This window comes from Anaerovibrio sp. RM50 (genome assembly GCF_000622005.1).
Classification (GTDB): domain Bacteria; phylum Bacillota; class Negativicutes; order Selenomonadales; family Selenomonadaceae; genus Anaerovibrio.
Genome location: NZ_JHWV01000019.1, coordinates 1 through 24,993, shown reverse-complemented (window position 1 = coordinate 24,993; position 24,993 = coordinate 1). Strand labels below are relative to the sequence as shown.

18 protein-coding genes are annotated in these 24,993 nt (G+C 46.2%); 14 read left to right on the top strand and 4 right to left on the bottom strand.

Features of this window, described 5'->3' with window-relative positions; translation table 11 throughout:
* Nucleotides 1-444 precede the first annotated feature (444 nt).
* Genes T525_RS0109775 through T525_RS0109765 form a run of 3 tightly spaced genes read left to right on the top strand, consistent with a single transcriptional unit; the run spans nt 445 to nt 5,527 of the window.
* Nucleotides 445-1,551 carry a glutamate synthase gene (locus T525_RS0109775; protein ID WP_027407062.1) on the top strand — a complete coding sequence of 369 codons (1,107 nt, stop codon included), beginning with the start codon at nt 445-447 and terminating at the stop codon, nt 1,549-1,551.
* Entirely contained in the window at nt 1,539-3,170 is a 1,632-nt protein-coding gene (locus tag T525_RS0109770) for a glutamate synthase-related protein (RefSeq protein WP_027407061.1), read from the top strand. The genes T525_RS0109775 and T525_RS0109770 overlap by 13 nt, the downstream gene beginning before the upstream one ends.
* Before the next feature lie 17 nt (nt 3,171-3,187).
* On the top strand, nt 3,188-5,527 hold the full coding sequence (locus tag T525_RS0109765; protein ID WP_027407060.1) for an FAD-dependent oxidoreductase: 2,340 nt from the start codon (nt 3,188-3,190) through the stop codon (nt 5,525-5,527).
* Nucleotides 5,528-5,736: 209 nt separating this feature from the next.
* Here T525_RS0109765 and T525_RS0109760 read toward each other — a convergent pair whose 3' ends face one another.
* The gene (locus tag T525_RS0109760) at nt 5,737-6,519 is read right to left on the bottom strand and encodes a DeoR/GlpR family DNA-binding transcription regulator (protein WP_027407059.1); all 783 of its coding nucleotides are present in this window, start codon (nt 6,517-6,519) and stop codon (nt 5,737-5,739) included.
* Between the two features lie 359 nt (nt 6,520-6,878).
* Between T525_RS0109760 and T525_RS0109755 the strand changes: the two genes are divergently transcribed.
* The 5 genes from T525_RS0109755 (at nt 6,879) to T525_RS0109735 (ending at nt 14,819) form a co-directional block, all read left to right on the top strand.
* Nucleotides 6,879-8,075: a multidrug effflux MFS transporter gene (locus tag T525_RS0109755; protein ID WP_027407058.1), complete on the top strand. Its 1,197-nt coding sequence runs from the start codon at nt 6,879-6,881 to the stop codon at nt 8,073-8,075.
* A 42-nt stretch (nt 8,076-8,117) separates the two neighbouring features.
* Nucleotides 8,118-9,419 (top strand): M18 family aminopeptidase, encoded by a 1,302-nt coding sequence (locus T525_RS0109750; RefSeq protein ID WP_027407057.1) that lies wholly within the window; start codon nt 8,118-8,120, stop codon nt 9,417-9,419.
* 813 nt (nt 9,420-10,232) lie between these two features.
* On the top strand, nt 10,233-10,697 hold the full coding sequence (locus T525_RS0109745; RefSeq protein WP_027407056.1) for a MarR family transcriptional regulator: 465 nt from the start codon (nt 10,233-10,235) through the stop codon (nt 10,695-10,697).
* On the top strand, nt 10,694-11,776 hold the full coding sequence (locus T525_RS0109740; RefSeq protein ID WP_027407055.1) for an efflux RND transporter periplasmic adaptor subunit: 1,083 nt from the start codon (nt 10,694-10,696) through the stop codon (nt 11,774-11,776). Before T525_RS0109745 ends, T525_RS0109740 begins: the two co-directional genes overlap by 4 nt.
* A gap of 1 nt (nt 11,777) precedes the next feature.
* The gene (locus T525_RS0109735) at nt 11,778-14,819 is read left to right on the top strand and encodes an efflux RND transporter permease subunit (protein WP_027407054.1); all 3,042 of its coding nucleotides are present in this window, start codon (nt 11,778-11,780) and stop codon (nt 14,817-14,819) included.
* A gap of 104 nt (nt 14,820-14,923) precedes the next feature.
* Here T525_RS0109735 and T525_RS0109730 read toward each other — a convergent pair whose 3' ends face one another.
* The 3 genes from T525_RS0109730 to T525_RS0109720 form a co-directional block, all read right to left on the bottom strand.
* A complete protein-coding gene (locus T525_RS0109730; protein ID WP_027407053.1) occupies nt 14,924-15,739 on the bottom strand; it encodes a MetQ/NlpA family ABC transporter substrate-binding protein in 816 nt (271 codons plus the stop codon).
* A 66-nt stretch (nt 15,740-15,805) separates the two neighbouring features.
* Complete coding sequence (locus T525_RS0109725) at nt 15,806-16,459, bottom strand: methionine ABC transporter permease (protein ID WP_027407052.1); 654 nt, start codon at nt 16,457-16,459, stop codon at nt 15,806-15,808.
* Complete coding sequence (locus T525_RS0109720) at nt 16,428-17,486, bottom strand: methionine ABC transporter ATP-binding protein (protein WP_027407051.1); 1,059 nt, start codon at nt 17,484-17,486, stop codon at nt 16,428-16,430. The genes T525_RS0109725 and T525_RS0109720 overlap by 32 nt, the downstream gene beginning before the upstream one ends.
* Before the next feature lie 293 nt (nt 17,487-17,779).
* Between T525_RS0109720 and T525_RS0109715 the strand changes: the two genes are divergently transcribed.
* The 6 genes from T525_RS0109715 to T525_RS0109690 form a co-directional block, all read left to right on the top strand.
* Nucleotides 17,780-18,226: an Rrf2 family transcriptional regulator gene (locus T525_RS0109715; RefSeq protein WP_027407050.1), complete on the top strand. Its 447-nt coding sequence runs from the start codon at nt 17,780-17,782 to the stop codon at nt 18,224-18,226.
* 283 nt (nt 18,227-18,509) lie between these two features.
* Nucleotides 18,510-20,132 carry an anaerobic glycerol-3-phosphate dehydrogenase subunit GlpA gene (glpA, locus tag T525_RS0109710; protein WP_027407049.1) on the top strand — a complete coding sequence of 541 codons (1,623 nt, stop codon included), beginning with the start codon at nt 18,510-18,512 and terminating at the stop codon, nt 20,130-20,132.
* Entirely contained in the window at nt 20,132-21,373 is a 1,242-nt protein-coding gene (gene glpB, locus T525_RS0109705) for an anaerobic glycerol-3-phosphate dehydrogenase subunit GlpB (RefSeq protein ID WP_027407048.1), read from the top strand. Before glpA ends, glpB begins: the two co-directional genes overlap by 1 nt.
* A 19-nt stretch (nt 21,374-21,392) precedes the next feature.
* Nucleotides 21,393-22,613, top strand: coding sequence for an anaerobic glycerol-3-phosphate dehydrogenase subunit C (locus T525_RS0109700; RefSeq protein ID WP_037325593.1), 1,221 nt, complete (start codon nt 21,393-21,395; stop codon nt 22,611-22,613).
* A gap of 168 nt (nt 22,614-22,781) precedes the next feature.
* The gene (gene glpK / locus T525_RS0109695) at nt 22,782-24,281 is read left to right on the top strand and encodes a glycerol kinase GlpK (RefSeq protein ID WP_027407046.1); all 1,500 of its coding nucleotides are present in this window, start codon (nt 22,782-22,784) and stop codon (nt 24,279-24,281) included.
* 137 nt (nt 24,282-24,418) lie between these two features.
* The coding region (locus tag T525_RS0109690; protein WP_037325592.1) for an MIP/aquaporin family protein at nt 24,419-24,993 on the top strand (575 nt) is incomplete at its 3' end.

The following is a 24,993-nucleotide window of genomic DNA, read 5'->3' as shown; positions in this document are numbered from 1 at the left end:
GACGTAAGAAGGGATGCAAAATTTTGCATTTCCCCTTGCGTCTGTTTTTTATTTTGGGGGAGTATGCTTTGTATACCGTAAAACAATACAAAACATACATAATCAGTTATAGTATGCCAAATTCGTCAACGTAGAAAAGACAAGGGTTCACTGGAGTTGTATACAATATATTTTTTATAAAACCGCATAACAAATCTAAAATATGGTATAATTATGCAGAATAAATAGTGACAAATACAAATATAAACTGAGAAAATGGCGATTTTGTTATATTTATATATGAATAATTATATTGACACATAGAATATTGATACATATAATAGTATTTGTTACGTAAACGGGATGTATTGCACAAAGACAAATGTCCACAAAACAAAGAATTTTGGTAAAATACGGTCCCGATTATGGTGGAAAAAGGATTTTAAGTATTGGAGGAGTGTTACGATGTGTAGAATTGGTTCAATAAAAAGTAAGGTGCCTGTTCATCCATCCAAAGCCCTGCATTTGATGCTGCCTCAGCAGGAGGGGCATGATAATTCAGGCTTTGCCATGGTTATGCAGGATTTATATGGTACTTTTGCCAACTATAAAGACAAACCCCTCCTTTCCATGGCCTGCACCCAGAAGGGCAATCAGATGGTAGAGGAATACATGGATGCCCATAACTTTGTGCAGCTGGCAGAGTGGATTCCTATTCCTGACAAGCGCCCAGGGCTGGATATTCAGGCCATGCCATATTATGTTTTCAGAAATTATGATTTTCCGGAGCATTACAACGAGCTCTCCGAGGAGGAAAAGCAGAATGTTCTTTTGGATACCCGCCTGGCTCTCCGCAAGATGCTGGAGGAGGCAGGTGAGGGCTTTGTTTATTCCTTCTGGCCGGATGTGCTTACTTTAAAGGAAATCGGTGATCCCCGTGATATTGCCACCTATTTCCATCTCTGGGACGATCATGGCGGCCTCATGGCCAAAAATATTGTGGTACAGTGCCGTCAGAACACCAATTATGATATTGTCCGTTATGCGGCCCATCCATTCTTCCTGCAGGGCTACACTCTTTGCGCCAACGGGGAGAATACCTTCTATACAAAAAACAAGGAATTCCAGAAGTCACTGCATCGTGGCTACATAGGTTTTGAGTCCGATTCCCAGTGCTTCCTGTACACCCTTCATTATGTGCTTCATGAGCTGAAGTGGCCTATCAATTATTACAAGCATGTCATTACCCCTCTGCCTTTCGAGGAAATCGAGGAGCGGGAGGACAAGGAGGTGCTTAAGGCCATCCGTCAGTCCCTGGCCCATCTTGAAATCAACGGCCCGAATACTATTATTGCCACCTTGCCGGATAATCGCATGATTACCTGCTGTGATTCCAAGAAGCTCCGTCCTGTTGTTCTCGGCCAGGATGAAAATATGATTGCCATTTCCTCCGAGGTTTGCGGTCTTAATGAAATCATGCCGGACCGGGACAGGGAGAAGGACATCTATCCTAACGAGCGTGAAGTAATTGTTATCGATAATGAACTGGAGGTACAGAGATGGAAGCAGTAAAGACTCAGGATGTGTCAGTTAATGACCTTTCTTGGAAAATAGAATATAATGCTGAACGCTGTACCATGTGTGGAAGCTGCGTGGCCACCTGCTCCTTTAAGGCTATTGAGGTAAAGACCCAGGCCCAGTCCATTGTGGTTTCCACCGACAGTCAGCCAAATCCGGAGCATCGTCATATTGCCCGTCCGATTATTTGCCAGAAGGCAAGTCTTACTGATTATTGCCGTGGCTGCGGTATGTGCGAAAAGGTGTGCCCGAATAATGCCATTCGCCCTGTCCGCAATGTTGATACCCGTCAGGTGCTGCTTTCAAAGGACAGTGGCCCAATCAAGCGGGGCGGCCGTACCAATCTCAATGCCCAGCGCACTCTGGACAGTATTGTGGTCGGCCGTATTTCCCAAATGACAGACCCGTCTCTGGATTCTGCCCGTCATACCTTTGATATACGTTCACCTTTGGGACGTGTCCTTTCACCAAAGGAGCTGCCATTTAGGCTGGAAAACGGCAAGATGGTTATGGACCACAAGGCTCCTCCAGTAAACTGGATTTACCCCCTTATTTTTTCCGATATGTCCATTGGTGCTCTGTCCACAAGGGCCTGGGAGGCTGTGGCCCTGGCCTGCGCTTATCTCAATGAGAAGTGCGGTCTGCCGGTTCGCATGAGCTCCGGTGAGGGCGGTATGCCTGTAAAGCTTATGGAATCCGATTATTTAAAGTATTTTATTTTGCAGATTGCCTCCGGGCATTTCGGCTGGAACCGTATTATAAAGGCAATTCCCCACATGGTTACAGATCCTGCGGGGGTGCTTATTAAAATCGGTCAGGGTGCAAAGCCGGGGGATGGCGGTCTTTTGCCTGCAGCCAAGGTGGCTGAGCACGTTCAGGCCATCCGTGGTGTTCCAAAGGCCACCCTTTCCTCACCACCAAATCATCAGGGCCTGTATTCAATAGAAGAATCTGTTCAGAAGATGCACTTATCACTGAATGCAGCCTTTGGCTTCAGAGTGCCTGTTGCCATTAAGTGCGCAGCTTCTGCCACTTCTGTATCCGTATATAATAATTTGCTCCGTGATCCTTATAAGATTTGCGGCGGCTTCTTCCTTGATGGTATTCAGGGCGGTACTGGTGCTGCCAATGAGGTTTCCCTTGATCATACTGGTCATCCGGTGGTTTCCAAGATTCGTGACTGCTACAATGCGGCAGTAAAGCAGGGCCTTCAGGGCCAGATTCCTCTTTATGGCGGCGGCGGTATTGGCCTTACGGGCAATGCAGCGGCAGATGCCTTTAAGATGATCTGTCTTGGTGCCAACGGCGTATTCGTGGGCAAGGTTCTCATTCAGCTGCTGGGCTGTGTGGGCAATGAGCATGGGCGCTGCAACTCCTGTAATACGGGCAAGTGCCCAATGGGCATTTGTACTCAGGATCCTCGTCTGGTTAAGCGCCTTGATGTGGACAAGGGTGCCCAGAAGATTGTGGACTACGTCCTGGCCTTCGATGCGGAGCTGAGGAAGCTTATGGCTCCTATCGGCAACAGCTCCCTGCCTGTGGGCCGCAGTGATGCCCTTGTTTCCACTGACAAGGCTATTGCGGACAAGCTGGGAATTCAGTATGTGTGCTAAGGAAGGAGCGGTAAGGTATGTTTAAGATTGATACAATGAACGGACATGAGCGCATGTCCACCCAGGACCTGCTCCTTAAAATTGAGGAGGCTGTACGGTCCGGAGAAACAGAGTTTGAAATTGCTGCCTCTGGTCAGCATGATATAGGTGGTCCATTGTGGAACAGCGAAGGAAAGAAGCTTACCTTCCACGTTACCAATGCTGGTCAGCGTGTTGGTTCCATGTGCCTGCCAAATACTGAAATTTTCGTTGAGGGCTCCACTTCTGCAGATGTGGGCTGGCTGAATGCAGGCGGTGTTATTACTGTTAAAGGTGATGCTGGTGATACTGCAGGCCATTGCTCTGCTGGGGGCAAGATTTTTATCGGGGGCCGTGCTGGTACCCGCAGCGGTTCCCTGATGAAGCACGATCCTCTATATGAGGCTCCGGAGCTGTGGATTTTGAAGAATACCGGGTCCTTCTCCTTCGAGTTTATGGGAGGCGGCCGTGCCATTGTGTGTGGCTACGATTCGGAGCAGTTTGACTCCGTTCTTGGTGAGCGGGCCTGTGTGGGCATGGTTGGCGGCGTTGTATACGTCCGTGGCCCAGTGTCCACCTATCCAAAGGATATTAAGTGTCTGGAGCTGGAGCAGGAGGATATTGATTTTCTTGCCTCCGGCATGGAGGAATTCCTTGGCAAAATAGAGCGCCAGGAATTAAAGGGTGAGCTTTCCCAGTGGAGTCAGTGGAAGAAGCTCCGTCCTCTTACCTTTGAGGAAAAGAGTGCCACACCAACAAAGAAAATGACTCTTAAGGAGTTCCGCACCCAGGAATGGGTGAAGGGGGGAATTTTCTCCGATGTGGCCATGGATGATTTTGAGGTTCATAACACCATTTCCAATGGACTTTACCGCCTGAGAGTTCCAAGCTGGGATAATGCCAAGTATGCGGCTCCTTGTGAGTTCAGCTGCCCGACTGGTATTCCTACTCAGCTTCGTTATAATTTGATTCGCCAGGGCCGACTTCAGGAGGCCATTGAGCTGGAGCTTCAGTATACCCCGTTCCCGGGTTCAGTTTGTGGCAGTGTTTGCCCTAATCCGTGTATGGATGGCTGTACCCGTGGCAGTATCGATGAGGCAATTCAGATTGGTCCTTTGGGCTATCTCTCCGCCTTCACCAAGGTTAAGAAGCCGACTGTTTCCACGGGCAAAAAGGTGGGTATTGTTGGGGGCGGTGTTGCAGGTCTTTCTGCAGCCTGGCAGCTGGCCCGCAAGGGACATGAGGTATTCGTTTTTGATGATGCGGAGAAAATGGGTGGTAAGCTGGAGCAGGTTATTCCTAGAGGCAGATTGTCCCATGACCTGTTGGAGGCTGAATTGAAGCGCATTGAGGAAATAGGTGTCAAGTTTATTCCAAATTGCAAAGTGGCTAAGGACAGCTTCAAGCATTTCCGTGACACCTATGATGCAGTTATCATCGCCAACGGTGGCCACGAATCCCGCTATTTTAACTGGGAGGGCAAGGAGCTTCTGACCATGGGGCTGGAGTTCCTGAAGAAGGTAAACCGGGGCGAAAATCCAAAGGTTGGCAAGCGTGTTGTGGTAATCGGATGCGGAAATTCCGGTATGGATACATGCCGTGCGGCATTTGATATGGGAGCTGAGTCCGTGGTGGCTGTGGATGTTCAGAAGCCGGCGGCTTTTGCTGATGAAATTCAGTATGTTGAGGGCCGGGGCGGCAAGCTGGTTTGGCCATTCTTTACTGAAAAGATTACCAAGGAGGGCGTTTACGCCAATGACGGACGCTTTATTCCCGCAGATGAGGTTATTGTATCCATTGGTGAGGCGCCAATTTTGGACTTCCTGCCAGAGGATGATTCCATTAAGAAGTTCCGTAACAGCTGGCTGATTACTGACAAGGACAAATCCATTATGCCAGGAGTATTTGCTGCCGGCGATGTTATCAAGCCAGGCCGTCTGACTGATGCCATAGGTGACGGCATCAAGGCTGCATATTATGCTGATCTTTATGTAATGGGACAGGAATTTGTTCCGTTCCCTGAAAAGGAGAAGATTCCGGCTGAGCGCCTTTCCAAGGCATATTTTGAAAAGTGTCATCACTGCCAGCTGGGGGACCCGGCGGATGATCATACCCGCTGCGTAAGCTGCGGTACTTGCCGTGACTGTAAGATGTGTCTGGAATCATGTCCGGAAAAGGCCATCAGCCGCATTGAAAACGAGGACGGCTCCTGGACCTATATATCTGACCCTGATAGGTGTATCGGGTGCGGTGTTTGTGCAGGTGTATGTCCATGCGGCGTATGGAGCATCAGTGACAATCCTGAGCCAATAAAGATGTACCGTACATATAATAAGTAATTGTGATATGTTGGAGACCATCTTCGGACCGCTCGCGCTTAGTATTTTGCCTAGCGGTACTAAGTTCATCCTGCGCTTTCAGCTTGGATTCACTAAGTACCAAGGCAAAAAATGTCCTTCAGATGGTCTCCGACATATTATTGTAATACAAAGCAATAAAAAAGCGACTTGCAGATAAAATTCTGCAGGTCGCATTTTTTGTTTATGCTTTAATTATTTTCAGAGTCGCACACAATAACTTCTATTTCATGTTCTTCGAAGAATTCCCTGTAGCGTTCAGGCAGCTCCTCATCCACTACAATACAGTCAATTTCATCCAGCTTGCAGAAGGAAATGAGAGAGGCGGAATCTATTTTTGTGCTGTCCACCATAAGAATCTTCTTGCCGTTCTTATCCACCAGATAGCGCTTAATATCACATTCCAGCTGGGAAGCTGTGGTAAGTCCGTTTTCAATGGAAATTCCCGTACTGGAGATGAAGAATTTGGAAATGTTGTACTGCTTGAGGCAGTTCAGCACGCTTGGTCCCACAAAGGCCTTGGTAGGGGCATAAATGGTACCACCCGTGGCAATAATGTTGAATTTGGCAGATGCGGCAGCTATGTTTATTACATGAATGCTGGCAGTAACTATGGTGATGTTGTGCTTATCCTCAAGATAAGGCATCATGTGCATGGTAGTGGTTCCGGAATCAATATAGATAACATCATCATCCTGAACCAGACTGGCTGCCATGCGGGCAATTTTCTTCTTGCGAACGTCGTCGCTGCTTTCCGCAGGTGCCTCAGGCTCGGATTTTTCCTGTGGAGTTTTCTGCTCCTGGAGGACAACGCCGCCGTATACCTTGCTGATGATACCACGCTTTTCCAGCTCGGCAATGTCGCGGCGAACTGTATTCTTGGAAACGTCAAAGTTGGAACAGAGGTCGTTAATGGTAATGCTTTTCTTTTCTTCCAGCAGATCCTGGATTTTACGGAGACGATTGACTTTCATTCATTCACCTGTATTCTCGCAAAGATTAAACGCATTTGATACTCATGTGTAAAAAATCATAAAAAGTTGATAATATTATGAGTATGTTTGTGATAATTATATCGTAATGCACAAGCTAAAACAAGAGAATTTATAAAAAAATACCAAAAGTGTGCCATTGTCATAATTGTTAAAATATTCGTGCACATTAATACAATGCGGATAATTAATAAAAGATACATTAATATAGATGGTTTTTACTTTATGGAAAAAAATAAACAAATGAGATATAATTAACCCACAAGAGTTGAAAGATTATATTGATTTAGGGGAAGCTGATCCAGGATTGGCTTCTTCTTTAATTATTTTAGGAGGCATATATGAGTACAACAAAAAGCTCGGTTTGGCTGGTCATATTTTTGGGGATTTTGTCTGCCATGGGCCCATTGGCTACAGATATGTACCTGCCAGCCCTGCCGGTGCTGCAAAATGATTATAGTATCAGCACTTCTTTGACCCAGATGACATTGACCATGACTATGCTGGGCATGTCAATTGGCCAGATTTTCGCGGGACCCATCAGTGATCTTAAGGGGCGGAAGATGCCTTTGCTGGCAGGCATGGTGGTATTTATGGCTGTGTCCGCTATCTGTGCACTGGCAACGGATATAATAGTTTTTCTCGTTGCCCGTTTTGTGCAGGGTTTTTCCGGCGCCTGTGGAATAGTAATATCCAGAGCTATTGCCAGAGATATGTGCAAGGGGCCGGAGCTGACAAAATTCTTCTCAGTATTAATGATGGTAAACGGTCTGGCTCCTATTTTGGCCCCTGTTTTGGGCGGCCAGATACTGGCTTTTGGCACCTGGCGTCACGTATTTTGGGTACTGGCCATTGTTGGTCTTGTTATGTCAGGGTCAACACTTATATTTAAGGAAAGTCTTCCCCAGGAGCGACGTCTTAAAAATGTAACCAGAACCCTTTTGAGCTTTCCTATACTTATGAGAAATAAGTATTTTGTGGGGCATTGTCTGGTGCAGATGTTTGAATTTGCCGCCTTCTTTACTTATATTGGCAGCTCTTCTTTTGTTTTCCAGGGTATTTATAATGTTTCTCCCCAGGTGTACAGCTATATTTTTGGCGGTATTGGAGCATCCCTTTTATTCTCCGGCGGTATTCCGGGGAAGCTGGCCGGCAGGGTGCGGGATGAGGATATGCTGAAATATTCTATTATTATTCAGGCTGTAATGTCGGCACTTCTTATAGGAGCTTTTATGCTAAATGCTCCTTTCCCTGTAATTGTAGGATTGTTGCTATTGGCGATTGCCCCCCTTTCCGTTGTGGGTACCGCAAGCTTTTCATTGGCTCTTTCCTCTCAGGGCAGAAATGCTGGCAGCGCATCAGCTCTCCTGGGATGTGCTTCCATGATACTGGGTGCTGTAATGATGCCTGTAGTGGGAATTTTTGGCACTGACAGCGGTATTCCTATGGCAGTGATGATGCTGGTGGGCTTTGTGCTGGCTATAGTGGCCTTCCAGTGGTACATTGTCCCTGGACACAAAGAAGATAAAAAGGCATAATCTTGTATTTTATATATAGAGGGTTTCACGGGAGGTAGGAATATGTACGGCGATATTATGGATTTATTGGAATTTATCAGAAAGTCCCCGTCCCCATGGCATACTGTCAGCACAGCTTCTGAGCAGCTTTTGGCTGCGGGATTTCAGGAGCTGGACTGGACCGAGGGCTGGGAACTGCAACGTTATGGCAGATATTTTACCAGGGTTTACGGTTCATCTGTTTTTGCTTTCACCCTGGGAAATGGTGATCTGACAGCAAAGAACAGCCTGAAGCTGGCGGCGGCCCATACTGATTTCCCAGGATTTCGCATTAAGCCGGAGGCAGGAGTAATAAAGGATGGCTATGGTCTTTTGAATACAGAGGGCTATGGCGGAGCCATACTTTATTCGTGGCTGGACCGTCCATTGTCCATTGCGGGCAAGGTGGTGGTAAGGGGATCAGATGCCATGAATCCTGAGACGGTTTTGCTGGATTTTGCCCGTCCCCTGCTTACGATTCCGTCTCTGGCCATTCACATGAACAAGAAAATTAATGAAGGAATGGCCTTCAACAAGCAAAAGGATATGCTTCCTCTGGCGGCAGTATTTGGTTGTGAAAAGGGCACTGATGGTACCCAGGCCTTTTTGGTAGATTTGCTGGCTGCTGAGCTGGGTGTTGCCAGGGAGGAGATTCTCTCCTATGAGCTTAATATTTATCCCTATGAAGCAGGCTGCCAGCTGGGGGTAGCAGGAGAGCTGGTTTCCGCCCCAAGACTTGATAATATTACATCCGTTACAGCTTGTCTTAAGGGCATAACTGAGACACTGGGGGCCGGATTAAATATAACCGCCCTTTTTGATAATGAGGAAATTGGCAGCCGTACCAAGCAGGGGGCAGCCTCTGCCAATCTTATGCAGCTTCTGGAGCGGATATATACCTGTATGGGCTATACCAGGGAGCAGATGTGGCAGGGGATTAACGGCGGCTTTATGCTGTCTGTAGACGTGGCCCACGGACTTCATCCAAATTATCCTGACAAGACCGATCCAACCAACCGTCCTCTGCTTAATAAGGGCTTTGTGATCAAGCAGGCCTCATCCCAGAGCTATGCCTGTGATGCTGAAGCTGTGGCCATGGTTAAGGGGCTGTGCCGTCAGGGAAATGACATACCGTGTCAGCACTATGTGAACCGCTCCGATATGCCGGGGGGAGCAACGCTGGGCTCTATTGCCTCCGCTCTGGTTCCTGTTCGGACTGTGGATATTGGCGTGCCAATCCTTGCCATGCATTCTGCCAGGGAAACTATGGGTGCTGTGGATCAGAGTTCCCTGTGCAGAGTTATCAGGGAACTGTTTAGGTATTAAAAAACTGTTATACCTTGTATTATCCACAGTTATCCACATTTTCCGTGTTGATAACTGTTCATAAGTGTGGATAACTAGGGAAAATGATTGGAAAACTGTGTAAATTTAATATTCTCCCTGTTGATAAGTGGTACTTTTTGCAACATACTCAAAAATGTACCACTTTTTCTTTTTAGAAAAGGAATATTTCTTTACTTGCATTGATGTTCTGTAACAAAGGTACAGAATGTTACCAATAATAGTGTGAATTAGCATAAACAAAGGGTTGCATGGAGTTAAAAATATTGGATATTTGGCATATTTAGGGATGTTTTGGCACAGTTTGAACAATTGATTTATGTACATTTTGGGACATGTACTCAAAATTTTCTAAAAAAATCAAAAAAAATCCAAAAAGTCCCTTGACATACTCATAAGATAATCATATAATAAGTCATGTCAAAGGGAAAGCCAAGGACAACATCTGATCCCCAGATAGAATCCTTTTTCTCCTGCTGGAACTTTGATATACCCCTTATAAGCGACATTCCCCTGTGTCGCGTATAAACCCCTCTCTTTTATTTACCCACTTTCATTATATAAATGAATGGAAGAAAAAGGCTGTAAAAACGAACGCCTATCGTTTTTACAGCTTTTTTCGTGTCTAAAAATATATTGCTGCCGAAAATATATCAACAGATTTGTACATTATGCAGGAAAATAGTAGGATTTAATTTTTTTCTTATTGAATATATAGGGCGACTTTGCTAGAATTAAACTTATAAATGTTGAACAAATCAACTTCTTTTTTGATATATTTTTGGAGGCTCATCAATGGACTATTTCAGTGCATCAGTAAATTTTGGAATTATCAGAAGAAGGGTTCAGGCTCTGGTGGTGGAGGCCACAATGGATTTAGGGCTTACTTACTCTGAGTTTTCCCTCCTGTTGATGTTATTTGATAAGGAAGGCTGCAGCCAGGATGATATGACTTCATTTCTTCATGTGGATAAGGCTGCTATTACCAGGGTAATCAAGATACTGGAAAAAAAGGGCTTTCTTTATCGAAAGCAGGACGATGTAGACCGCCGCTTAAAAAGGTTGTTTCTTACTGAGGAAGGGAAGAAGCTTGAACCTGTTATTAAGGGTATCGTGAAAAAAATAATGGATTTCTTGGCGGCTGATTTTTCCGAGGCTGATGGTGAATTTATGATTAAGGGAATTGATACACTTGCAACGAGATTGGGCATGGCGGATTATGAGGCTGTGTTTGGCAAAAAGGGGCGTGGAACGAAGTGAAGAAGATAATAGCAATTTTGCTGGCAATAATGACAGCAGTTTCCCTGTTTTCCGGCTGCGGCAAGGATGGCGAAGAAGAGCAGAAGCCACAGCTGGTGAAAACCAAACAGGTGGGAAACGGTGATATTAATGTGGAAGGAACTTATACTGGTACTGTACGTGGACGTTATGAAACCAATATGTCATTTCAGGTTGGGGGGAAAATTCTCAGCCGCAATGTTCAGCTTGGTGACAGAGTAAACTCCGGGGATGTTCTTATGTCCATCGATCCCCGTGATGTGGTGCAGCAGTCAAATCAGGGGGATGCCCAGGTGGCAGCTGCCAAAACTCAGTTAGATCTGGCCCAATCTAATTTAAGCCGTTATCAGCAGCTCTATGAAAAGGAAGCTATTCCAGCCATGGTTCTGGATCAGTATCAGACTGCCTATAATTCAGCATTGGCCCAGTACAATCAGGCAGTTGCCGCTGCTGAGACAGGGCATAATGCCTTGGGCTATACTGCTCTGGTGGCTCCTGCTGCTGGGGTTATTTCCTCCGTTACAGCTGAGGCCGGACAGGTGGTAGGTGCCGGCCAGACTGTGCTGACTCTTGTTCAGTCCAACGAGCTGGAAATAGAAATCAACGTTCCGGAAAATCGCCTTGAAGATGTTCAGCTGGGAAAAACTGCCCAGATATCCTTCTGGGCTTTAAAGGGTGTTACTGCAGAGGGCAGTGTCAGAGAAATTTCCCCTATAGCCGACCCAGTCTCCCGTACTTACAAGGTTAGAATTTCCATTCCAAATCCTCCAAAGGGAATGCAGCTGGGCATGACTGCCAGTGTAAAGTGCCAGGAAAGCTTCGGAAATAGCGAAGGCGGACTGGTATTGCCATTGTCTTCCATTTATCAGGTAAACGACACTTCCCAGGTTTGGGTGGTAGATAAGAGTACGGACACTGTCAGTCTCAAAGACATAAAATTTGAAGAAATTGGTGATAACTCCGTGCGGGTAATGGGCCTTAATGTTGGTGATATTGTAGTAACAGCTGGTGTACACAAGCTGCGCCAGGGCCAGAAGGTAAGGCTGATGGAGGACCAATGATATGATTAATCTCACAGAGGTATCCCTGAAAAACCGGGCCCTGGTATGGTACTTCATTATTGTCTTTGTGGTAGGGGGAATCTTTTCATATATAAAACTGGGACGTATGGAAGATCCTAACTTTACTATAAGGGATATGGTAGTAACTGCCGCTTGGCCTGGTGCCACTGCAGAGCAGATGGAACAGCAGGTTACAGATAAGCTGGAATCAAAAATAAATGATTTGCCGGGTATTGATTATGTTAAGAGTACCACCCGGGATGGCACCACTGTTATTCATGTGCTTTTAAAGGATGATTATAATGGTGATGTTCGTTCTTCATGGCGTGATGTAAGAAATTTCTGCCATGATATTGAAAAGGATTTGCCAGAGGGGGTTTACGGACCATATTTCAATGACCGTTTTGATGATGTATATGGCTCTCTCTATGCCGTAACTGGCGATGGCTTTTCCTATGAGGAAATGCGACAGCAGGCAGAAGAAATACGCCGCATGATTCTGGCCAATGTAAAAAGTGTTCAGAAGGTGGAGCTGGTTGGCGTTCAGACTGAAAAAGTCTATGTGGAAATCGAAAGTGCCAAGCTGGCTGAGCTGGGCATAAGTCCAACAGCCCTGTCCGATGCCTTGAAGGGGCAAAATCAGATGACTCCCTCCGGCATGATAGAGACCAGTACGGACAATGTATATTTAAGATATTCCGGAACCTTTGAGAATATTGATGATATAAAAAATGCCCCTATTAATGCGGGGGGGAAGGTGCTTCGTCTGGGTGATATTGCCAAGGTGGAAATGCGTTATGCAGAGCCCTCTGACCCAAAGATGTTTTATAATGGTGAGCCAGCAGTGGGGATAGCCGTATCCATGGAGCCAGGGCAGAATATTATTACCCTTGGCGAAGATTTGGGCAGTCTGATGAAGTCTGTAAATGAAGTGCTTCCAGTGGGGCTGGAAGTTCATCAGGTTTCAGACCAACCAAAGGTGGTTGAGGAATCAATTGAGGAGTTCATCAGTACTTTGCGTGAAGCCATTATCATCGTGCTGGCAGTGAGCTTCCTCAGTCTGGGAGTAAGAACCGGCATGGTGGTGGCCCTTTGTATTCCGCTGGTGCTGGCTGCTGTTTTTTGCGGCATGTATATATTGGGCATTGATCTTCAAAAGGTATCCCTTGGTGCCTTGATTATCGCCTTGGGATTATTGGTGGATGATGCCATAATCGCCGTAGAAATGATGAGTGTAAAGCTGGAGGCGGGGCTGGACCGATTCGAGGCGGCCTGTTATGCCTTTAAGGCTACGGCTAAGCCGATGCTTACGGGTACACTTATTACATGCGCCGGCTTTATTCCCGTTGGATTTTCTGCAGGTCTGGCAGCAGAATTCTGTAGTGCCCTGTTCCCGGTTATTTCCATGGCATTACTTATTTCCTGGATTGTTTCTGTCATGGTGGCACCATTATATGGCTATCATCTTATTAAGGTAGATGTTAAGCGTAATGATGAGGGGGAGGCGGTTCAGTATCAGAGTAAATTCTATACAATATTCCGCAAGGTTTTAACATGGTTCCTGACCCACAAAAAGCTGGTTCTTACGGCTACTGTGGGAATATTTGCCCTTTCAATTTTGGGCATGCAGTTGGTTCGTAATGAATTCTTCCCACCATCCACCAGACCGGAAATTATTATTTCCATGCGCCTGAATGATGGTGCCTCCCTAAAAAAATCCGAGGAAGTGTCCAAACGCTTTGCTGATTTTCTGGATCAACACGCTGATGAAATTGAAAATTACAGCTACTATGTGGGAGAAGGGGCTCCAAGATTTGTGCTTCCATTTACGCCAGAGCCTCCAATAGATAGTTATTCCCAGTTTATTGTGGTATCCAAGGACCCGGACAACAGAGCTGAATTGACCAGAAAAATCAGGGAGGAGCTTGAAAATAACTTCCCTGAGGCTCGTCACGATATAAAGTTCATTCAGACGGGTCCACCGTCTGATTATCCTATTATGCTAAAGGTTTACGGCTCTGATAAGGAAAAGGTCCGTGAAATCGGCGAATTGGTGGCAGATCGGGTGGCTCAGGATGAAAATAATACTGAAATCCATCTTAACTGGCATGAAAAAAGCAAGGTACTTCATCTTGAATATAATCAGGATAAGCTGAAAGCCATGGGACTGACTGCTCAGGCTGTTTCAAAGATGGTGTATACGGAGCTCACTGGGGCCACAGCAGCCCAGTTCTATAAGGGTGACCGTACTGTGGATATAGTTCTGGAGATGGCAGAGGTGGATCGTACAGATATATCCACGGTGAAGAAATTACCTGTTTATACTGCGGGGGGCTATGTTCCTTTAGAACAGCTGGCAGATATATCCCTTCGGACTGAAAATGGTGTTATTGGTCGTGAGAGATTAGTTCCATGCGTAATTGTTCAGGGCAATATTCTTTCCGGAACAGCCAATGATGCCACTAAAAAGGCATTAGCTTCAGTTAAGGATATTTCAGATAATCTGCCTCCGGGTTATAGGATTGAGGCTGCCGGTGCTTTAAAAGACAGCGAAAAATCCATGGGTAATATTACGAAGCCTGTTCCGGCCATGATATTTGCCATTATGACTTTGCTTATGTTCCAGCTGAAAAACGCTAAGCTGATGATTCTAACTGTACTTACTGCACCTTTGGGACTTATTGGTGTAGCAGCAGGTATGCTCATCTTTGATAAGGCCATGGGTTTCGTGGCTATTCTGGGTGTTTTGGCCCTTAGTGGCATGATTATACGAAACTCGGTTATTCTTATCGACCAGATTCAAAAGCATTTGGAAGAGGGAGAAACCCCTTGGGATGCCATTATGGATTCTGCGGTTATGCGCTTCAGACCGATTATGCTTACTGCAGCAGCGGCCATTTTGGGCATGATACCATTGATGGTCAGCAACTTCTGGGGGCCGATGGCAGTGGCCATTGCCAGTGGACTTTTTGTGGCAACGGTGCTGACACTGCTGGTACTGCCTACCATGTATGCGGCAGTATATAAGGTAGAAAAGGAATAAAATAATATAGTAATTAAATAATCAAAAAAAGAGCTGTGGCTCAATGTGTGAATTCACATTGTGAGCCCCAGCTCTTTAATTTTGCTTTGATTATCTACAATATCTTAGAATGCTGCAACTACAGCGCCGTTGTACTTCTCGGCAATGAACTTCTTAACCTTCTCGGACTTCAGGGCCTTCATGAGAGCCTGAATTTCAGGGCGGTTTTCATCACCAGCGCGGACTGCAACGATGTTAACATAAGGAGAGGTGGAATCCTCGATGAAGATGTTGTCCTTAACTGGGTTCAGCTGAACCTGCATAGCAAAGTTGCTGTTGATAACAGCAGCATCTACATCATCCAGAGTACGAGGCACCTGTGCAGGCTCCAGCTCCTGGAACTTGATGTTCTTAGGGTTGGAAGCGATATCCTGAACAGTAGCGGTTACCCCTACACCATCCTTAAGGGTGATAACACCAGCCTTGGCAAGAAGAGCCAAAGCACGGCCGCCGTTGGTAGGATCGTTAGGAATAGAAATGGAAGCACCATCCTTAAGATCCTTAAGGTTCTTAACCTTCTTGGAGTAAACACCCATTGGCTCAATGTGAATACCACCGGCGCTTACCAGCTTAACCTCAGGATGCTGCTTTACAAAATCCTCAAGATAAGGAATGTGCTGGAAGTAGTTGGCATCCAGTTCCTTGTCGTTCAGATTAAGGTTTGGCTGTACATAATCACTGTACTCAACGATTTCCAGCTTAACGCCGTCCTTGGCCAGATCATCCTTAATCTGCTCAAGAATTTCAGCGTGTGGAACGGAAGTGGCACCAACCTTCAGCGTCTTGCTGTCGTTGGATGCCTGCTTGTTGCCTGCACCGCAGCCGGCCAGGGCCACAATGGCAAATACAAGGGCTGATAAAATAAGTAATACCTTTTTCATTAAAAGACCTCCTTAAATTAGTGTATATTTTTCTTTCGTTAAATAATAATGAAAGCTACACCCGTATTAACGCTTGTCCAGATGCTTGGCCAGCTTGTTGCCGGCAAACTGCACTATCTGAACCATGATAATAAGGACGATAACGGTGGCAATCATAATATCCGGGCGGAAACGCTGATAACCATAGCGGATTGCCAAATCACCAAGGCCACCGCCACCAATGGCTCCCGCCATGGCAGATTCGCCAATAAGGCTGATGATAACAGTGGTAAGCTGGGCCACAATATTTGGCATGGCCTCCGGCAAAAATACCTTGCGGATAATCTGTAACGGAGTTGCTCCCATGGCCTGGGCTGCTTCCACTATGCCGTAAGGAATTTCCCTAAGTGAAGTTTCCACCTGGCGGCCAATGAATGGCACTGAAGCCAGTACCAGAGGTACCATGGCTGCAGTAGTTCCAATGGCGCTGCCCACAATAAGGCGGGTAAGCGGAATTATTGCTACCATTAATATAATGAATGGAATGGAGCGGATGGCGTTTACTACAGCACCCACAACTCTATTAACAGGAAGACATTCCAGGATCTGACCCTTTGAGGTGGTATGAAGCAGTACCCCCAAAGGAATGCCCAAAAGGGAGGAAATTATCATGGATACAACCACCATGTAAACCGTTTCTCCCAAAGCCTTAGTGATGAGAGGAAGCATGTCTGCTGACATAGCCAATCACCTCCATCTTAACTTTTTGTTCACGCAGATAATCCATGGCAGAATGGATATCCTTCTGGCTGCCATCCAGACCAATAATAAGTCTGCCAAATGGGGCACCCTTTATATCATCAAGACTTCCAAAGAACAGGTCTGCGCTGACATCGTATTTCTTCACCAGGGAGGAAATAATCGGGTCATTGGCAGTTTCGCCAATAAAGGTGAGTCTCATAAGAAGAATGCTGTCCTCAAAAGGCTCATCGGCAATTTCAATGTTTCTGAAATCCACCGGCAGCTCATTGCTGAGCAATACGCTGATGAATTCCTTGGTTATTGGCTCTTGTGGATTTATAAATACATCCAGCACATCACCCTGCTCTGCAATGATACCCTTGTCAATAACAGCCACCTTGTCACAGATTTCCTTTATAACCTGCATTTCATGGGTGATGACCACCACAGTAAGCTTAAGCTTCTTATTTATATCCTTAATTAAATGAAGGATAGATTTTGTGGTTTGCGGATCCAAGGCAGAAGTGGCCTCGTCGCAAAGAAGAATGTGGGGATTGCTGGCCAGAGCTCTGGCTATGCCCACCCTCTGTTTTTGTCCGCCGGAAAGCTGAGATGGATACTGGTCTGCCTTGTTGGCAAGCCCTACCAGATCAAGCAGCTCGGTAACACGGCTCTTTATTTCATCCTTTGGGGTATTTGAAAGCTGCAGTGGAAATGCGATGTTATCAAATACCGTGGAGGTTGAAAGCAAATTAAAATGCTGGAAAATCATACCAATTCCCTTGCGTGCCTCACGGAGCTCCGCATTGTTCATGGCAGTGATATCTTTTCCTTCTATTGTAACTGTACCCTTGGTAGGACGCTCAAGAAGATTGATGCAGCGAACCAGGGTGGATTTGCCGGCACCACTGAGACCGATAATGCCATAAATTTCGCCCTTATTAATATGAAGGCTTATATCCTTTAAGGCATGAACCGGACCGGCGGTACTGTCATAGATTTTCTCAATATGAGATAAATCAATCACCATACTCACATCCTGTCATTATTATATGGAAGAAAATAAATATAATATTCAATCCATGTGTATAGTTGTAAATCAAAGAATACACAGAAAATATTATACCCGTTTTCACTGTAAATGGAAAGTATGGGGAATGTTTAATCCGGTAATAAATGAATTAAGTCCATGGACAATATACATATATGTTTTATAGTTATGAATTATACGGTATTTTACCTACTATAGCAATAGGTATTTGAAAAAATATTAAAAACATATATAATTAATATGAGTTAAAACTACGAAAGGATGATTTTATGCGTATTTCAGCAAAGGGCCGCTATGGTCTGGCAGCCATGTCATATCTGGCAGCCAATTACAAAAACGGCATGGCAATTACCGTACTGCACATTTCTGAAACTCTGGGAATTTCCAAGATTTATCTGGAGCAAGTTTTTTCATTATTAAAAAGGGCTGGACTTGTTATATCAATTAAGGGCTCCCAGGGAGGATATCTGTTGAACAGGGAGCCAAATGGGATAAGTGTATATGAAGTGCTGACAGCCATTGAAACCACCATGACGGAAAAAACGGATTCCACGGTGGCCGAAAAGCAGCCGATTTTGGACAAGGCCCTGGAGACAGTAGTCTTTTCCCAGCTTGATGATGCTATAAAATCCTCATTGGAAGCCATTTCCCTGGAGGATATATTAAATAATGTAGAAAAGCTAAAAGAGCCGGATAACCTAATGTATTTTATTTAAAGCCTATTAGCATAAGTAATAATTATCTGCTATGAGGTTAATTATTACTATTTTTCAGGAAAATTTGGTCTGACAAATCATCAGATTAAGAGTTAACGATTATTAATTGCTATCTTATAATGTCCTTTTTTTATTGACAAAATCAAGGACTATGGTATAAACTGTACGAGGTAATTGAAATTTTGTGACTATTACACTTGAATCGATGTGCAATTGTACAAAAATTCAATGGTTCGGGGGTACTCGAATTGTATATGTGTATTAATGAAAATGGGGGATTGTTATGGTAAAGGACAAAGCTACGGTTGTCGTTGTTGGCGGCGGAGCTACAGGTGTTGGTATCCTGCGTGACCTCTCTATGCGTGGCATTGATGCCCTGCTGATTGAGAAGCTTGATATGGTTAATGGTGCCAGCTCCCGCTATCATGGCCTTCTGCACAGTGGTGCCCGCTATGCAGTAAGAGACCAGGAAGCAGCAAAAGAGTGTATCGAGGAAAATACCATTCTGCGTCGTATCGGTAAGTCTTGTGTAGAGGCTATTTCCGGTATGTTCGTTCAGGTGGAGGGTGATGATCCTGATTTCGTAGATCCTTGGGTAAAGGGTTGTGCTGAAAGTGGTATCAAGACCCGTGAGATGAGCAAGGAGGAGGCTCTCCGTTTGGAGCCAAACCTTTCTCGCAAACTGGTTCGCGCTTTTGAAGTTCCGGATGGTGCCATCGATGGTTTCCGTATGTCCTGGCAGAATGTACTGTCTGCTGCACGTTATGGTGGCCGTTACAAGACCTATACTGAACTTATAAAGATTAACGTTGAGGGCGGCGCTGTTAAGAGCATTACCGTTCGCGACAACGTTACCAAGGAAGAATATGATATTGAATGCGAGATCCTGGTAAACGCTGCTGGTCCTTGGGCTGGCAAGGTTGCACAGATGGCCGGTCTGGACTGCTCCGTAAGTCCTTCCAAGGGTACTCTGATTGCATTTAACCAGAGAATTTCCAACCGCGTAGTAAATCGTCTGCGCAAGCCATCCAATGGTGATATTTTCGTACCACATGGTTCCATTACCATTCTTGGTACTTCTTCTATTACTATTCCAGATCCTGAGGATACTTCCACTTCCTGGGATGAGGTTGAAGAGCTCATGAAGACTGGTGAGGGCGTATTCGAGCATCTGCGCGACTACCGTATCCTCCGTGTATTCGCAGGCTCCCGTCCGCTGTATGTTCCTAAGGGAGCTGATGGCGGCCGTAATGCTTCCCGTGGCTTCGTAACTCTCGACCACGAGAAGGAAGACGGTCTGAAGGGTATGATGACCATCTGCGGTGGTAAGTTCACTACCTACCGCCTCATGGCTGAGAAGTTCTGCGATGTTCTGGCTCCAAAACTTGGCAACACTGCTAAGTGCCGTACTGCAGAAGAGGATCTGGTTCCAGCTGTTTCCGAGGCTGACAAGAAGGCTGCCCGTCAGTACTTCCCATCCTATGGTGTAAATCTGGCGGCTACCCGTCTGGGTACTGATAAGTTCCCTGAGGTTGTTAAGACCCTGAAGGAGAACCCAGAGACCCGTGAAGTTCTCTGCGAGTGCGAGAACGTTACTATGGCAGAGGTTATGCGTATTGCTCAGGAGCCTACCAGCCATAGCGTAGCCGATGTTAGAAGAAGAACCCGTCTTGGTATGGGTACTTGCCAGGGTAACTACTGCGCAATCCGCAGTGCTGCAATTGCAAACAAGCTGTTCAAGGACAAGCTTGAGGGCTGCGGCGATTCCCTCAGCGATATGAAGAACTTCCTGCAGGCCAGATGGAAGGGTATTACTCCAGTAATGGCAGGTAAGACTCTCCGTGAGGCTGAAATGACCAGAGGCATGTATGAAGTATTGTTCAATGTAAATGGGGGTAGACGTTAATGAGCAAGTCAGATGTAGTTGTTATCGGTAATGGTTTTGCTGGCCTGATGTCCGCTCTTGTTAGCGCAGACCAGGGCAAAAAGGTAACACTGCTGTCCTATGGTGCGGGTACTTTCCCTCTTAACAGTGGCGTTATCGACGTATTAGGTTATGATGACTCCGGCAAGGCTGTAGCCAACCCAGCTCAGGCTGTTGGCGCAGTTGCTGATGAGCATCCATATAAAAAGATTGGCACCCAGGCTCTGGAAGAGTCCGTAAAGTTCTTCCAGGACGTGGTTGCAGCTGAGGGATTCCCTTATGTTGGTTCCCTCAATGAGCAGCAGTGGCTGATTACTGGTGTTGGTACCTTAAAGCCATCCTGCCTGATTCCAGAGTCCATGCAGGGCTCCAAGTGCTTTGAGGCTTCCGAGATTGTTCTCGTAGGCGTTAAGGGCTTAAAGGATTATTATGTAGACATGGTTGCAGAGAACCTTGCCAAGGAGCTTGGTAATGACAAGAAGTACACTGTTGTTACTGTAGATCCTCATTATAAGGGCGCTCGTGACCTTACCACCAAGGACGTAGCTTCTTGGATGGATACTGATGCCGGTTATTCTGATTTCGTTTCCCAGGTTAAGGAAAGCGCTGGCGCCGGCAAGGTAATTGTTGTTCCTCAGATTCTCGGTCTGAAGGGCAATGTTGTATGGAAGAAAATCGTTGCAGAGTTGGGCTGCCCAGTAGTTGAGACTACTGCAATGCCACCATCTGTAAATGGTCTCCGTCTCCGTGATGTACTCCTGAGTGCATTGAAGAAGAAGGGTATCACTGTTATTGAGAATTCCAAGGCTGAAGAAGCTGTTATCGAAGGCAGCAAGGCTGTAGCTGTTAAGGCTGGTGGCGAGGTTCGTCTCCAGACTTACAATGCTGACAAGTTCATTGTTGCAACCGGCGGTTTCTACAGCGGCGGTATCACCATGCGTGATTTTGGTGAGGCCAAGGAAGTTATTTTCGGTCTCCCAATTGAGTGCGATTGCGTTGAGGAGCGTTGGGTTAACAAGCAGCTCTTCTCCGACAAGAAACAGACCTTCGCCAAGACTGGCGTAAGGGTTGATGCAACTCTCCGCGGTGTTAATGAGTCCGGCAATGTAGTTCTTCAGAACGTTTATGTTGCAGGCCGTAACCTCAGTGGCTATGATTTCTGCTTTGAGCATTCCGGCAATGGTGTGGCTTTAGCTTCTGCTTATAAAGCAGCCAAGGCTTGATTGAAAGGGGTATTATATTATGGAGTTAGAAGAAAGAGCAAGAGATTCAGCCGATAATTGTATTGCCTGCACATCCTGTGTTGCAGTGTGCCCAGTTACCAAGGCTAATCCAGACTATAGAGGACCAAAACTCGTAGGTCCTGCTCATAATCGTATGCACTTCTCCGATGAGAGCGATTATGAAGATTCCTTAAAGTTATGTTCCAACTGTAAGAACTGCGACATTACCTGCCCTAACGGTGTATCCGTTGCAACTCTTAACATGCTGGAGCGTGCCAAGTATTACAAGGCTCATCCAGAGAAGCACACCCAGGCTGATCAGATGCTGAGCCACAACTTCCAGATGGCTGATATGCTCAAGAGCATTCCATTTGGCAGAAGCTGCGCAAATCTCGGTATGTCCATCGGTGAGGCTATGGGCATGATGGGTGCTATGGGTATTGCACCTCAGCGTAAGTCTCCAAGATTTGCTACCAAGTATTTCCGCGAGCTGTACAAAGAAATCAAGCAGCCTGAGGGTCTTACCAAGGAAGTTCTGTTCTTCCCTGGCTGCTTTATCGACGTAAATGATCCAGAGGTTGGCGTTGCTTTCGTTAAGGTTATGAACGCTAACGGCTACAAGGTTCTGATGGATGACCGCTTCAAGTGCTGCGGTTCCCCACTGGTTGTAGGCGGCTATCTGGATGAGGCAAGAAGCCATGCAGACAGCAATGTTGCAGTAATCAATGAGTATGCTGCAAAGAACATTCCTGTAATCGCATGCTGCACCTCCTGTTCCTTGATGCTGAAGGCTGAGTACACTGAGCTCTTTGCTCAGGAGGAAATGGCTCAGGCAGCAAAGAACGTATATGATGCTTTCGAGTTCCTGACTATTCTGGCAGACCAGGGTGAGCTGAAGAAGGTACAGGTTTCTTCCGATAAGAAGTTCATTTATCATGCACCATGCCATCTGCGTGCACAGGGTATGGGCATGCCAGCTGTTGATCTCCTGAAGGAGATTGGCGTAAATATCGACAGCGCTGACGCAGGCTGCTGCGGTATGTCCGGTTCTTATGGTTTCCACAAGGAAAACTATGAGACTTCCATGAAGATTGGTTCCGAGCTGTTTGACAAGATTAATGCCAGCGGTGCTCATAAGGTTGTCTGCGATTGCGGTACTTGCCGTGAGCAGATCAAGCATGGCACCAATGCCAAGACAACTCATCCAATCCAGGTATTGGCAAAGGCTTACGAGCAGTAAGTCACTTACTTAGGTGAAAAGATTTGGGCATATATTATTTAGGGAGATAATAATAGGGGATTCGCTTTTGAGTCCCCAAGCCTGAGTCATTTCATATATAGACCATGGGGTTTGAGAGAGGCCTCGTTGGTCTGGCAATAGTTTTATTTTTTAAGGGGGATTTTTAAAATGGCAAAGAAGTATGTAATGGCGTTAGACGCAGGTACTACTAGCAACAGAGCTATCATCTTTGATGAGAACTCCAAGATTGTAGGCGTTTCCCAGAAGGAATTCACGCAGATTTTCCCACAGCCAGGTTGGGTTGAGCATGATGCTGATGAGATCTGGAGCACAATGACTACTGTTATGAAGGAAGCTCTGGAAGAGAGTGGCCTGTCCGCTAACGACATTTCTGCCATTGGTATCACTAATCAGCGTGAGACCACTGTTGTATGGGACAAGAACACTGGCCGTCCTGTATACAATGCAATCGTTTGGCAGTCCCGTCAGACTGCAAGCATTGCAGAAGATCTGAAGAAGAAGGGCCTGACTGATGAGTTCAAGACCAAGACTGGTTTGACCATTGATGCTTACTTCTCTGGTACCAAGATTACTTGGATTCTCGAGCATGTAGAGGGCACCCGTGCCCGCGCAGAAGCAGGCGACTTACTCTTCGGTACTATTGACACTTGGTTAATCTGGAAGTTAACTGGTGGCAAAGTACATGTTACTGACTATTCCAACGCTTCCCGTACTCTGATGTACAACATCAAAGAACTGAAGTGGGATGAGCAGCTCCTGTCTTACCTCAAGGTTCCAGCAAAGATGCTGCCAGAGGTTAAGCCTTCCTCTTGCCGTTATGGCTTCACTGAGCCATCCATCCTTGGTGCTTCCGTACCTGTATCCGGTGCAGCAGGTGACCAGCAGTCCGCACTGTTCGGCCAGAACTGCTTCGAGCCTGGTATGGCTAAGAACACCTATGGTACTGGCTGCTTCATGCTCATGAACACTGGTACTGACATTTATGATTCCAAGAACGGTCTGGTTACTACCATCGCTTGGGGTCTCGACGGCAAAGTTGAGTATGCTCTTGAGGGCTCCATCTTCGTTGCAGGTTCCGCTATTCAGTGGCTGCGTGATGGCGTTCGCATGGTTGATTCCGCTCCAGATTCTGAGTGGGTTGCCAAGAAGGTTCGTGACACTGCTGGTGTTTACCTCGTACCTGCATTCGTAGGTCTTGGTGCTCCATACTGGGATCAGAATGCCCGCGGTATGATTATCGGTATTACCCGTGGTACTACCAAGGCTCATATCGTTCGTGCAACTCTTGAGTCCCTTGCTTATCAGACCAGAGATGTTCTGGGCGCAATGGAAGCTGATTCCAACATTAAGTTGGCTTCCCTGAAGGTTGACGGCGGCGCTGTTGCCAACAATCTGATGATGCAGTTCCAGGCTGACATCCTTGGTGTTCCTGTTGATCGTCCTCAGATCATCGAGACTACTGCACTTGGTGCTGCTTACCTCGCTGGTCTTGCTGAAGGCGTATGGGCAAACAAGGAAGACCTGAAGTCTGCTTGGAAGCTTGATGTTCGCTTCGAGCCTGTTATGGACAAGGCTGAGGCTGACAAGCTTTACAAGGGCTGGCAGAAGGCTGTTAAGCACTCCATGCATTGGCTTGACGAGGAGTAATATTTACTCCAAAGTATCAGCGTAACAGCTGATTAAGTGAGGATTCATTATCTGGCACCGGCTCATAAGGGGTGCCGGTGTCAGATATGGATTATAGTATTCATTCATATTTATTTTAATGAAAGAGGGATGTAAAAATGGATAATTTGTTAGGCGAGTTCGTCGGTACTATGGTACTGATGGTATTTGGTTGCGGTGTTAACGCAAACATGTCTTTGGCTAAGTCTTATGGTCGCGGTGGCGGCTGGATCTGCACAACTACTGGATGGTGTTTCGCAGTAGTAATGGGTGTTTACACTTCCGTTGCTCTCGGTGCTCCTCAGGCAGATATCAACCCTTCCGTTACTATTGCCAAGACTTTGGCTGGTGTTTACACTTGGGATCAGTTCGCTGCTACTTCCATCGTTCAGATTCTCGGTGGTATCCTCGGTGCAATCATTGTTTACCTTGCATATCTCCCACATTGGGCTGAGACTGAAGGCAGCAAGTTGGGTGTATTCTCCACTGCAAATGCTTGCGGTAACCAGATGACTGGTTTCCTCGGCGAGTTTATCGCTACCTTCTTCCTGATGTTCGGTATTTGGTGCATCTTCTCCAAGGGTGTTCAGGGCTCCATCGGCCTTGCTCCTGGCTTTGGCCCTTATCTCGTAGGTTGCTTGATCTGGGCTCTTGGTCTTTCCCTTGGCGGCTGCACTGGTTATGCAATGAACGC